We start from the raw sequence: 12,068 nt of genomic DNA on the forward strand, positions 1-12,068 counted from the left end.
CCGCTCGAAGTGAGGGGATAGATGGAACGCAAGAGCAGGTTCTCCCAGTGGCTGCGCCGGCCGAAGAGCGGATCGGACGGCGGCGATACGGACACGGGATCAGCGGCTGCGCGCAGCCGCGAGGACCTGCTGCTGGCGGCGGCCGACGCGGGCTTCCCGGTGGCTCCGGCGGCGCACCCCTCCGGCTACGGCTGTTCCTGTGAACGCATCGGCTGTCCCACCCCCGCCCGCCACCCCATCTCCTTCGGCTGGCAGACCGTCGCCACCACCGACCGCGACAAGGTCGCCGCCTGGGTCCGCACCCTCCCGCAGGCCAACTTCATCACCGCCACCGGCATCACCCACGACGTCCTGGACGTCCCCGTCGAGGCGGGCCGCAGCGCCCTGGGACGGCTGGACGCGGCGGGTATCGACGTCGGGCCGATCGCCCTCAGCGGCGCCGGCTTCAACGGCCGGATGCTCTTCTTCACCGCCACCCGCGGCACCCCGGACGACGAGGACGAGTGGTGGCCCTGCGAGCTGGACTGCCACCCCGAGACCATGGACGAGCACCCGGGACTGCGCTGGCACTGCCGCGGCAGCTATGCGCTGCTGCCGCCCTCGCGGCTGCCCGGCGAGCAGCCCGCGGTGAGCTGGCTGCGGGGCCCCGAGCTGGCCCTGCCCGACCCGCTGACGCTGCTGGAATCGCTCACCGACGCCTGCGCGGAGTTCAACGACCGCGAGCCGCACCACCACGAGGCGGCGGCCTGGCCGATCGGCCGCTGAGCAGGTCCCGTCACGTCTCTGCTCACCCCGTACGTACACACACCGAAGGGCCGCCGGGTCATCCCGGCGGCCCTTCGTATACGTACGGTTTCCCGGACGGCCGGACGGCCGGCCGGCTACAGCGGCTTCACCGCGGTCTTCGCCTCGATCCGGTTGAGGACCGCGACCTTCCCCCCGGCGCTCTTGGCGGGCACCTTGACCGTCTGGCCGGAGACCGTGGTGAACAGCATCCGGTTGGTCTTCTTCGGCGGCCCCTCCACGAGGCCCTTCAGCTTCCCGACCGAGATCGTCGCCCCGGCGAACAGCGTCTGCTGCTGGTGGTAGACGGTCGAGAAGAACACCAGCGCACCGCCGTCCGTCGTCCGCAGCGCCACCGGCGGGTAGGTCGCGGGCGAGTCCTCCCACATGATCCGCTGGCCGGCCCGGTTGGCGTCCTTGGCGCGCCGCTCCCGCCAGCCGTCGGTCTGCGGTCCTGAGGCGAAGGTGCTGCCCTTACCGGTGTTGAGGTAGTCCGCGTAGGTACTGCTCAGCTTGCCCGGATCGACCGCCAGACCGGACTTCGCGTCGGCCGGCACCGCCTCCGCGTAGCCCTTCTTGTCCGTCTTCAGCTCCGGGGCCTTGTTGTCCGCGAACGTCGCCAGATACACCGCGCGCCACTGCTCGTCGATGCCGTTGCGGCTGAACACCAGGAACCAGCGGGTGTTCTGGCCGTGGGCGTTCTTGCGGTTGCTGGCCGCGTCCGCGATGAAGTACTTCGGCCAGCCGGCCTGCTGGGGCACGGTGAAGTGCGGATCCGTGAACGCCAGGTCCCTGAAGCCCGGATTGCCCTGCGGCCGCAGGGCCTTCGCCGCCTTTATCCCCGCCTGGTCGATGGCGAGGAGCGCGCCCCCCTCGAAGGAGGGGTTCAGCGCCGGATCGAGCTGACGGTTGGTCTTGTTGAAGCTCTCGGTGAAGTGCGTGAGCGCCTTGGCGCCCTCAGCCGTCGACACCGCCGGCAGCTTCACCCTCTCGCCGTGCACCGTCATGCACCCGCTCACTATCACCATCGCCGCCGCTGCCGACGTCAGTGTTGCGGGCACCCGGAACGGCGACCTGCGTGTCATGGGGCTCGGGCTCCTTCGGGGCGACCGGGGCGGACGGGGCGGCCGCCGGGGTGGCACGATTCGGCGACACCCTACCGGGGGCGAAGAAGATCGTGAGCGTGGGGATCAGATACAGAGCCCACACCGTGACCTGAAGAACGGTCGGGTCCGGCTGGAAGTTGAAGATGCCCTTGAGCAGGGTGCCGTACCAGCTGTCGGCCGGGATCTGCGCGCTGATGTCGAACGCCTGCGAGGCCAGCCCCGGCAGCAGGTCCGCCTCCTGCAGATCGTGGAAGCCGTACGCCAGCACGCCCGCCGCGACCACCACCAGCATGCCGCCGGTCCAGGTGAAGAACTTCGCCAGGTTGATCCGCACCGCACCGCGGTAGAACAGCCAGCCCAGCGCCACCGCCGTGAGCAGGCCCAGCAGCGCCCCGATCAGCGGCCGGACGCCGTCGTCGGCGGACTGCGCGGCGGTCCAGATGAACAGCGCGGTCTCCAGGCCCTCGCGGCCCACCGACAGGAACGCGGTGACCACCAGCGCCACGGTGCCCATCTGCAGCGCCGCGTCCAGCTTGCCGTGCAGCTCCTTCTTCAGATGCCGCGCGGTGCGCCGCATCCAGAAGACCATCCACGTCACCAGGCCGACCGCGATGACCGACAGCGAACCGCCCAGCGCCTCCTGGGCCTTGAAGGTCAGGGTCTGCGACCCGAACTGCAGCGCCGCACCGAACGCGAACGACAGCACCACGGCGAGCGTGATCCCGAGCCAGACCGGGCGCAGCGCCTCCCGCCGCCCGGTCTTGACCAGATAGGCGATGAGGATGCAGACGACGAGGCTGGCTTCCAGGCCCTCGCGCAGACCGATCAGGTAGTTGCCGAACACGTCGGTTCCTTCCCTTCCTTCATGGTGCCGACGCCTTTCTTTCCGGCGTCGGCGGTATCGATGGTGCCGGCGGTGACGCCGGCGTCAGGCGAACAGCTCCCGGCCCCACCAGTCGTCCGCGTTCCGGACGCCCGGCGGCACCGCGAAGACCGCTGAACCCACGTGCTGGATGTATTCGTTGAGCGCGTCGTTGGCGGACAGCCGCTTCTGGAGGGGGACGAAGCCCTGGCGCACATCGTGCTGGTAGGCGAGGAAGAACAGCCCCGCGTCCAGTCGCCCCAGGCCGTCCGTACCGTCGGTGAAGGAGTAGCCGCGGCGCAGGATGCGTATCCCGCCGTTGGAGTCCGGGTGCGCGAGGCGGACATGGGCGGTGGGCAGCATCGACTTCAGATGCGGGGTGTCCCGCTCGTGCTTCCTGCCCGCCGGTGCGCCCTCGCCCTTGTCACGGCCGAAGATGTCCTCCTGCTCCTTGCGCGAGGTGCGGTCCCAGGTCTCGATGTGCATCCGGATCCGGCGCGCGACGAGGTAGGAGCCGCCGGCCATCCAGCTCTCCTTGCCCTTCGCCTCGCCGTCCGCGACCCAGACGTGCCGGTCGAGCGCCGCGGTGTCGGTGCCCGCCAGGTTGTGGGTGCCGTCCTTGAAGCCGAACATATTGCGCGGGGTCTGCGCGTCCGGCGTCGTCGAGGAGGTCTTGCCGAAGCCCAGCTGCGACCAGCGGATGGCGACCTTGCCGAAGCCGATCCGGGCCAGGTTGCGGATCGCGTGCACCGCCACCTGCGGGTCGTCCGCACACGCCTGGACGCACAGATCGCCGTTGCTGCGCGTCTTGTCGAGGTTGTCGCCGGGGAACTGCGGCAGATCGATCAGGGCGTCGGGCCGCCGGGCCTTGATGCCGAACCGGTCCTTGCCGTCCTTCTCGAACAGCGTCGGGCCGATGCCGAAGGTGAGGGTGAGCCGGGACGGCGGCAGCCCGAGCGCCTCACCGGTGTCGTCCGGCGGGGCCTCGGCGAGCCCGCCGACCGCGCCGTCGCCGATCGTGTCCCCGGCCGTCATCCGCGCCGCCGCCTTCGTCCACTCCTTGAGCAGCGCGATCAGCTCGTCGCGGTCGTCGGTGGTGACGTCGAACGAGGCGAAGTGCAGCCGGTCCTGGACGGCGCTGGCGATGCCCGCCTGATGCCTGCCGTGGAAGGCGACCGCGGAGCGCGAGGTCGCGTCCGCGCCGGCCGGCTGGGCGTCCCCGCCGGTGCGCAGCGCCGCCGCCGTACCGCCGGCCGCGACCGCGCCCAGCGCCAGGCCCGCGCCTCCCCAGCCGAGCAGGGAACGCCGGGACGGGGCGCGCCCGTCGGCGGCCCGCGCGGTCGTGCCGTCGGCGGCTGCCGTGCTGCCCCCGGCGGCCGTGCCGTCCTCGGTGGTGGTGCGGCCCTCGGCGGTGGTGCCGTCCGTGCCGGTCATGCCCTCGTCCTGCGTCATCGTGCTCCCTCGCCCGCGTCGGACTACTTGGTGGTGGCCACGGCGGCGGCCAGCTTCGACAGCGGCTCGGCCAGCGCGTTGACGCCGTCGGAGAGCTTCTTGCGGTCGTCCTTGCCGACCGTGTCGTAGGAGGCGAAGCCATCCGCGGACTTGCTGTCGCGGTTGTCGTCGAGCAGCGTGCGGATCGCCTTGAACTGCTTGTCCAGCTCCTTGGCGAGCGCCGGGTCGTTCTTGCCGACGACCGGCTTCAGCAGCTCGTACGCCTTCTCGGCACCCTCGACATTGCCCTGGAAGTCGACCAGGTCGGTGTGGCTGTAGCGCTCTTCCTCACCGGTGACCTTGCCGGTGGCCACCTCGTCGAGCAGCTCCTTGGCGCCGTTGGCCATGCTGGTCGGGGTGATCTCGGCCTTGCCGACCCGCTTCTGCCAGTCCTTCAGGTCGGTGATGAGCTGACCGGCGAGCTTCTTGTCGTCCCCGGAGATCTTCTTCTCCTCCCACAGGGACTTCTCCAGCTTGTGCCAGCCGGTCCACTTCTGGCCCTTCTCCACACCATCGGCGCGCACATCGACCTTGGGGTCGATGTCACCGAACGACTCGGCGACCGGCTCGGTGCGCTCCCAGCCCACCCGCGAGAGGGCGTAGGCCTTCTTGGCGGCCTCGACGTCGCCGCTCTTGACCGCGTCGGCGAACTTCTGTGCCGCCGGGAGCGTCTGGTCCGCCTGCTCCTGGACGTAGGTGCGGTACGCGGCGACCGCGGCATCCAGCTTGGGGTCGCGCTTGGCGCCGGCGCCCTTGCCGCTGGCGGTCACCTTCTGGCGGATGCCGTGGCCCTTCATGCCGGGCTTGCAGGCGACCTCGTACGCACCGGCCTTGATCTCCGCGGTGATCTCCGCGTGGGTGCCGGGGCCGATGTTCTCCCGCTCGGTCACGATCCGGTCGCCGGGCGCGTAGACGTACACCTCGGTGACCTGTGAGCCCTTGTTCTGGACCGCGAACCGGACATGTCCGGCGGGGAACTCCTTGGCGGAGAGCTCACAGCTGGAGTCGGTCGCGGTCACCTCGATGGCGCCCTTGCCGCCGCCCTTGCCGTCGTTCTTCGCGGCGCAGCCGGCGACGGCGGTGACGGCCGTCGCCGCGGCGAGGGCGACGACGACGGAGGAGCGATGGGCTCGCATACGGGGCTCCAGGCAGGCTCGGGTGGAACGGAAAGGACTACGCGAACGATAAACAGTCAAGAAGTTCGCCACTAAGGCGGCCCTAACTTATCTGAGGCTTACCTGTTTTCGCCCGCCCCGTCCAGTGATCCCGCTCTCATGAACAACGGCCGGATCACGGCTTGGCCCATCCCCGGTCACGGAAGCGTCATGCGTCGGTCAAGGTAAGGGTCATGCTGTGCGACGGGTGATGACCGGCGGGATTCCGGTCCGCGACGGTTCGCGGACAGCCGGCCGCCTTCTCTCGGCGCGGCCACCCGGTGGCACCCCCCGGCCCCCGCTCACCTCTTCCGTGCCGCCCCGCGATTCACTGTCCGGATGACCGAAATCGAGGTACTCCGGGTGTTCTGCGGGTCCGACGGCGGCGGAGGCAATCTGCTGGGCGTCGTCCGCGACGGGGCGGCCGTCCCCGGCACCGCCGAGCGAGCCGCCCTCGCGGCCGAACTCGGCTTCAGCGAAACCGTGTTCCTCGACGACGCGGACCGGGGCACCGTGGACATCCACACCCCGAGCGTCCGGCTCCCGTTCGCCGGGCACCCGTTGGTGGGGCTGGCCTGGCTGCTGCGGAGCCTGGGGCGCCCGCCGCGCACCCTGCGCCCGGCGGCCGGTGAGGTCGCGGTCCGCTTCGAGGGGGACGCGGTCTGGGTGCACGGGCGCCCGGAGTGGGTGACCGCCCGCACCACCCGGCGGTACGCCTCGGCGGCCGAGGTCGACGCGCTGCCCGCACCGCCGCCGGGGGAGGGCTGGCTCTACGCCTGGGCCTGGCAGGACGAGAGTGCGGGAGTGGTCAGGGCGCGGGCCTTCCCGCGGCGCGGCGACACGGTCGTCGAGGACGAGGCCACCGGCGCCGCCGCCCTGCTGCTGACGCACGAACTGGGGCGCCCGCTCGACATCCGGCAGGGCGCCGGCTCCCGGATCCTCACCCGCCCGTATCCGGACGGCACCATCGCCGTCGGCGGGCAGGTGCGCCCCGCTCCGCGGTAGCCGTCAGGGGTGGGCAGGCAGCCAGGCAGCCAGGCGGTCAGGCAGGGGGCGGGGCGCACCTCGGGTGACCGGCCGTCGTCAGGGCCGGCCACCGGCCGGTCCTACGCGCTCAACGGAAACTGCTCGCCCAGCTCCCGGAAGACCGCGCTGTTCAGCCGGAAGGCGCGCTTGCACTCGTCGGTCACCCGCTGCTTCTCCAGGTCGTCCACCGGCAGGGCGTCCAGCAGTGCCCGGTACTCGCGCTTGAAGGCGGCCGGATTGGCGATGTCCTCGAAGACGTAGAACCGCACCCCGTCCCCCTTGCGGGCGAAGCCCCAGGTCTTCTCGGCCGTGCCGCGGATGATCTGGCCGCCCGAGAGGTCGCCGAGGTAGCGGGTGTAGTGGTGGGCGACGAAGCCGCCCGGCCAGTCACGGGCGCAGGCGGCCACTCGGCCGGCATAGGCGGCGGTGGCGGCCAGCGGCTCCAGGCCGGTGCGCCAGGACGGGCCGCCGAGGTGGGCGAGGTCGCGCTCCAGCGCGGCGGTGCGGGCCAGCTCGGGACGGACGAAGGGGCCCGCCACCGGGTCGTCGGCGAGCGGTCCGGAGGTGTCCTCCAGCGCGCGGTAGACGAACCACAGCTGCTCGGTGTAGCGCCGGTAGGCGGCGACGCCGAGCCTGCCGCCGAGCAGATCGCTCATGAACGAGGAGTTCTCGGCCTCGGTGTGCTGCTCGTGGGACGCGGTGCGGATGACCGCCGAGAACGGGGCGGCGGGGGCGGAGGGATCGGACGGGGCCGGGCTGGACGCTTCCAAAACGGACCTCCGGGGGCCGAGGGTGGGGGTCCCCCTGCTCGGATTCGAGAGCTTGGGGGAGGACGGGAACAGGCCGGCTCCGCCGAGCCGCCGACCCTGGGCCACCCAACTACTTAGGCTTGCCTAAGTCAACCCGTTCCCGACGCCCTGTCGGTAACGAGCCTACGCCTGTTCCCGACGCCCTGTCGGTAAAGTTCCGGCCGCTCTCCGTCAGGGCAGCGTGAGGATCTCCGCCCCGGTGTCCGTGACCACCAGAGTGTGCTCGAACTGCGCGGTCCGCTTGCGGTCCTTGGTCACCACCGTCCAGCCGTCGTCCCACATGTCGTAGTCGTAGGACCCCAGCGTCAGCATCGGCTCGATCGTGAAGGTCATGCCGGGCTTGATGTCGGTGGTGTGGTGCGGGCTGTCGTAGTGCGGAACGATCAGGCCGGAGTGGAAGGAGGAGTTGATGCCGTGACCGGTGAAGTCACGGACCACTCCGTAGCCGAAGCGCTTGGCGTACGACTCGATGACCCGGCCGATGATGTTGATCTGCCGGCCCGGCTTGACGGCCTTGATGGCCCTGTTGAGTGCTTCCCGGGTCCGCTCGACCAGCAGCCTGGACTCCTCGTCCACGTCGCCGCACAGATAGGTGGCGTTGTTGTCGCCGTGCACACCGTTGAGGTACGCGGTGACGTCGAGGTTCACGATGTCGCCGTCCTTCAGGACGGTCGAGTCCGGGATGCCGTGGCAGATGACCTCGTTGAGCGAGGAGCACAGGGACTTGGGGAAGCCGCGGTAGCCGAGGGTGGACGGGTAGGCGCCGTGGTCGCACATGAACTCATGGGCGACCCGGTCCAGTTCATCGGTCGTCACACCGGGTGCGATCAGCTTGGCGGCCTCCTCCATCGCCTGCGCGGCGATCCGGCCGGCGATCCGCATCCGTTCGATCGTTTCGGCGTCCTGCACCTCGGGCCCGGTGTACGGGGTGGGTGCGTCCTTCCCGACGTATTCGGGGCGCGGGATCGAGGCGGGGACGGGGCGGGTGGGGGAGATCTTCCCCGGGACAAGAAGTGACTGGCCAGACATGCCAGCGAGTGTATCCGCGGGCCGTCGGGCAGGATGGTGGCACAGAGCATCCACAGGAGGCGGCAATGGCCCTGTTCAAGAGGCGTACGACCGGCAAGCCCGGCGAATGGTTCTACTGCCTCGAGCACCGGACGGTCGAGGAGGGGCCCCAGTGCCGCGCCGCCGACCGCCTCGGCCCGTACGGAACCCGCGAGGAGGCCGAGCGCGCCATGGAGACCGCCCACGAGCGGAACGTGGAGTGGGAGACCGACCCGAAGTGGCACGACGGCGCGGGGCAGGGGAAGGGCGACGGCGCGTGATCAATGCGGTCGGGACCCCGCAGGGGAACGGCCCGGCCGCAGCCCGGCGGTAATTTCCGCGGTGGTCCGCGCCGCGAACTGGGCGCTCGAATCGATCACATGGCTTCCGAGCGCCCCGCAGGGGGTACGGGGGCGAGGCCGCCGTCCGCGTTGTCGGTCCCCTCACCGCCCTGGGGCACGGCGGCGGCGCGGCGTTCCCGCATCCGCCGGGCGTGGGTGTCCGTCCTGGCGTCGTAGGTCATCAGCTTCGGCAGGCCGAGTGCCAGCAGGCCGACCCCCGCGAAGCACAGCAGGCCGCCCAGCGACACCGACGCGCGGACGCTCGTCAGGGCCGCCATGCCGCCGATCCGGACCTGGCCCAGCTGCGGGCCTGCCGAGTACGAGAGCAGTTCGATACCGGCCAGGCGGCCGCGCAGCTCGTCGGGGATGGTCTGGTTCCACATCGCCGAGCGGAAGATGCCGCTGATCATGTCGCAGGCACCGGCCACGGTCAGCAGGAGCAGCACCAGCCAGACGTGGTGCAGCAGCCCGGCGGCGGCCACCGCCAGCCCCCATCCCGCGGCGGCGAGCGCGATCGCCCGGCCCTGCCGGTGGATGCGCGAGGTCCAGCCGCTGGTCAGGCTCACCAGCAGGGACCCGGCCGGCAGCGCCGCGTACATCAGCCCCAGCGCCCAGGGCGCGTCGAGGTCGTCGGCGAGGAACGGGAAGATCGCCAGGGGGAAGGCGAACAGCATCGCGAGGACGTCGATGGCGTAGGTGCCGAGCAGCTCCTTACGGCTCCATGCGTAGCGCGCCCCCTCGGCGATCCCGCGCAGCGACGGCCGCTCGGCGTCGTGCGAGGCGGGCGACGGCGCCAGCCTCAGGGCGAGCAGCACCGAGACCACGAAGGTGAGCGCGTCGACGGCGTATGCCCAGCGCAGCCCGGCGAGCGCCAGCAGCCCGCCGGCCAGCGCGGGTCCGGCGATGGCGCCGATCTGCCAGCGCAGCGCGTTGAGGGCGGCGGCCGCGGCGAGCTGGTCGTGCGGGACGATCCGCGGTACGAGTGCGTCCAGGGCCGGCCGCTGCAGGCCGGTCAGCGCGCTGGTGGCCGCCGCTGCCGCGTACAGCGGCCACACCATCGGGTGCGGCAAAAGGCTGTTGAGCAGCAGCAGGACGGAGACCAGGCCGAGCGCGGTCTCGGTCCACAGGACCAGCCGGCGGCGGTCGAAGGCGTCCGCGAGCGCCCCGCCGTAGAGGCCGAAGACGATCAGCGGGACCAGTTCCACCGCGCCCAGCGCCCCGACCGCGAGGGTGGAGCCGGTCAGCTCCTTCAGCTGCAGCGGCAGGGCCACGAAGGACAGCGAGCTGCCGAAGACCGTGATCACGCCCGCGCACCACAGCAGCCGGAAGTCGCGCGAGGAGCGCCAGGGCGCCAGGTCCGGCAGCAGCGCGGTGAGGCGCCGGCGGACGGGCCGCGAGGTGCCGGAAGAGCGCGGGGGAGAGGCGGGCGAAGGGGGAGCGCTGTCCGAGGTCACGGGGCACCATCCTGCGTACCGGCACGGACCGGCGCAAAGGGTTTTCAGCCCTCGACCGGGCCATGCGGGGCTACCAGCGAGGCGGCGGCGGGGCGGTCAGGCCGTCCGCGAGGCGGGCCAGGCGGTCGCGGAAGCGGCGGTTTCTGCGGGGTGCGGGCAGGCTGTTCTCGCCGGCGGCCGCGCTCACCAGATGCTGGACCGTGTCGAGATCGAGGTCGGCCGGCGGCTCGTCCGTGCCGTCGGGCGGGGGCGGGGGTGCGGCGAGGGCGTCATGCGCCAGGGCGTGCAGATCGCGGTCGCCGCCGTCCAGGGCGAGCACCGTCGCGCCGTTGCGGCGGGCGTCGTGCACCCGTTCCAGCAGTCCGGCGCCCGGCTGCTCCGGGGTCACGACCAGCAGCGTCTCGCCGCGTCCGGCCGCCGCCAACCGGCCGAGGCCCACTGCCAGATGGGCCGGTGCCCCGCCGGGGACGCGGTGGCGCACCAGCGTCGGCGACAGCTCGGGCAGGCCCGACCAGGCGGCCTCGTCGTCGAGGTGGGCCGCCAGGTGCCAGGGCTCGTACGAGGCGCTGCCGACCAGTAGCAGGCCCCCGCCGTGCGGGGTGACGGCGCCGCGCAGCGTCCCCGCGAAGCGGCGGGTGGCCTGGACCCACTCGGTCCCGGCGAGAACTTCGCGGAGCAGGGCGACCCGTACGGCATCCATGGCCCGGGATCCTGCCGCAGTGCGGCGCTGTCCGGTGGCGGTTTCCGCGGGCGTCACCCGTACGGGATGTGGCGGGCGTCATCTGCACGGGATGCAGGGATGCAGGGATGCAGGGGTGGTGGGGGGAGGTGGAGGGGAGGGGCGGAGGGGGTGTTGCCCCGGTCCTCGCCGTGTCGTGCGGCTCTATCGGACGGGCTGCAGGCCCGCGTTGGTCAGCCGACGTCCTACCTCTGCCACGGCCTCCTTGCTCAGCGGACGCTGCGGGAAGGCGGTGGCGCCCCCGTCGATCACGCCGAGGAGGTGGAGGGCCGCCTTGAACGCACCCAGCGCGGAGGAGCTGCGGCCCATCTCGGGCTCGGGACCGGCGTCGACCATGGCGAACAGGGCGACCAGGCGTTCCTGTTCGGCGGCCGCCCGCTCCCAGTCGCCGGCCCGGGCGGCGTCGTAGAGCCGGACGTAGGCCGCCGGGTCGACATTGCCGATGCCGGGGACGACCCCGTCCGCGCCCGCCAACAGGGCGGCGTCCACGGTCAGTTCGGAGCCGGTGAGGACCGAGAAGCCGGGGGCGGGGCCGGTGCGCCGGGCGGTGCGGCCGCCGAGCGCGGTGAGCAGGCGGCGCAGCGAGCCCTCGTCGCCGCTGCTGTCCTTGAGTCCGGCGAGCGTGCCGTCCGCGGCCAGCTCCTGCACCAGTGACGGGGACAGCTTGCTGTGCACGGCGACCGGGATGTCGTAGGCGAACAGCGGAAGGTCCACGGCCGTGCGCAGGTGGCGGAAGTGCGCGGCGATCTCCCGGGGGTGGGTGCGGGTGTAGAAGGGAGCGGTGGCGACCAGGGCGTCGGCGCCGAGGGCGGCGGCGGTCCGGGCGTGGTCGAGGACCCGCGGGGTGGTGGTGTCGATGACCCCGGCGAGCACCGGGACCCTGCCGTCCGCGGCCTTGAGGACGGTCTCCAGCGCGGTGCCGCGCTGGGCGTCGGTGAGGTAGGCGACCTCGCTGGTGGAGCCGAGCGCGAACAGTGCGTGGACGCCGCCGTCGAGGAGGTGGTGCACCAGGCGGGTCAGCGAGGCGGTGTCGATCTCGCCGCGCGGGCCGAGCGGGGTGCAGACCGGCGGGATGACGCCGTGCAGGGGGGCGGGCAGTGCCATGGGGGCTCCGGGGTCTCCGAGTCCGACATAGGACATCCCATGTCCTATGTCGAGCACAATAGACCTGTTCACAGGCGGGCGGTCAAGGATCCGCGGCCGGTGGGGCGGGTGGCGGACGGGGCTGCCGCAGGGCGGACGCGGGAGTGGGAGAG

At 72.0% G+C, this 12,068-nt stretch carries 12 protein-coding genes; 3 read left to right on the forward strand and 9 right to left on the reverse strand.

All coding sequences use genetic code 11. The annotated features are described in order from the left end of the window. Positions 1–21 precede the first annotated feature (21 nt). Entirely contained in the window at positions 22–765 is a 744-nt protein-coding gene (locus tag D9V36_RS31215; protein ID WP_129296703.1) for a bifunctional DNA primase/polymerase, read from the forward strand. Between the two features lie 116 nt (positions 766–881). Here D9V36_RS31215 and D9V36_RS31220 read toward each other — a convergent pair whose 3' ends face one another. The 4 genes from D9V36_RS31220 to efeO form a co-directional block, all read right to left on the reverse strand. Continuing rightward, positions 882–1,754, reverse strand: a complete 873-nt coding sequence (locus tag D9V36_RS31220) for a hypothetical protein (RefSeq protein WP_241721120.1) — start codon at positions 1,752–1,754, stop codon at positions 882–884. Further along, the gene (efeU, locus tag D9V36_RS31225; protein WP_129296705.1) at positions 1,741–2,733 is read right to left on the reverse strand and encodes an iron uptake transporter permease EfeU; all 993 of its coding nucleotides are present in this window, start codon (positions 2,731–2,733) and stop codon (positions 1,741–1,743) included. Before efeU ends, D9V36_RS31220 begins: the two co-directional genes overlap by 14 nt. An 84-nt stretch (positions 2,734–2,817) precedes the next feature. Next, positions 2,818–4,203, reverse strand: a complete 1,386-nt coding sequence (gene efeB, locus D9V36_RS31230; protein WP_241721121.1) for an iron uptake transporter deferrochelatase/peroxidase subunit — start codon at positions 4,201–4,203, stop codon at positions 2,818–2,820. Between the two features lie 23 nt (positions 4,204–4,226). Continuing rightward, complete coding sequence (efeO, locus tag D9V36_RS31235) at positions 4,227–5,378, reverse strand: iron uptake system protein EfeO (RefSeq protein WP_129296706.1); 1,152 nt, start codon at positions 5,376–5,378, stop codon at positions 4,227–4,229. 357 nt (positions 5,379–5,735) lie between these two features. Between efeO and D9V36_RS31240 the strand changes: the two genes are divergently transcribed. Further along, positions 5,736–6,401 (forward strand): PhzF family phenazine biosynthesis protein, encoded by a 666-nt coding sequence (locus D9V36_RS31240; RefSeq protein ID WP_129296707.1) that lies wholly within the window; start codon positions 5,736–5,738, stop codon positions 6,399–6,401. Between the two features lie 101 nt (positions 6,402–6,502). Here the strand turns inward: D9V36_RS31240 and D9V36_RS31245 are convergent, their stop codons facing one another. Both D9V36_RS31245 and map read right to left on the reverse strand, forming a co-directional pair. After that, positions 6,503–7,192, reverse strand: a complete 690-nt coding sequence (locus D9V36_RS31245; RefSeq protein WP_129296708.1) for a heme oxygenase (biliverdin-producing) — start codon at positions 7,190–7,192, stop codon at positions 6,503–6,505. 210 nt (positions 7,193–7,402) lie between these two features. Then, positions 7,403–8,260: a type I methionyl aminopeptidase gene (gene map, locus D9V36_RS31250; RefSeq protein WP_129296709.1), complete on the reverse strand. Its 858-nt coding sequence runs from the start codon at positions 8,258–8,260 to the stop codon at positions 7,403–7,405. A 65-nt stretch (positions 8,261–8,325) separates the two neighbouring features. Here map and D9V36_RS31255 point away from each other — a divergent pair, with 65 nt between their 5' ends. After that, entirely contained in the window at positions 8,326–8,559 is a 234-nt protein-coding gene (locus D9V36_RS31255) for a hypothetical protein (RefSeq protein ID WP_129296710.1), read from the forward strand. Positions 8,560–8,654: 95 nt separating this feature from the next. Here the strand turns inward: D9V36_RS31255 and D9V36_RS31260 are convergent, their stop codons facing one another. The 3 genes from D9V36_RS31260 to D9V36_RS31270 all read right to left on the reverse strand — a co-directional run bounded on the left by D9V36_RS31260 (position 8,655) and on the right by D9V36_RS31270 (position 11,916). After that, the gene (locus tag D9V36_RS31260; protein ID WP_431357711.1) at positions 8,655–10,073 is read right to left on the reverse strand and encodes an MFS transporter; all 1,419 of its coding nucleotides are present in this window, start codon (positions 10,071–10,073) and stop codon (positions 8,655–8,657) included. Positions 10,074–10,143: 70 nt separating this feature from the next. Next, complete coding sequence (locus D9V36_RS31265) at positions 10,144–10,773, reverse strand: hypothetical protein (RefSeq protein ID WP_129296711.1); 630 nt, start codon at positions 10,771–10,773, stop codon at positions 10,144–10,146. 183 nt (positions 10,774–10,956) lie between these two features. Further along, complete coding sequence (locus tag D9V36_RS31270; protein ID WP_129296712.1) at positions 10,957–11,916, reverse strand: dihydrodipicolinate synthase family protein; 960 nt, start codon at positions 11,914–11,916, stop codon at positions 10,957–10,959. Positions 11,917–12,068: the final 152 nt, after the last annotated feature.

Origin of the sequence: Streptomyces lydicus (assembly GCF_004125265.1) — a bacterium.
GTDB classification, from domain to species: domain Bacteria; phylum Actinomycetota; class Actinomycetes; order Streptomycetales; family Streptomycetaceae; genus Streptomyces; species Streptomyces lydicus_C.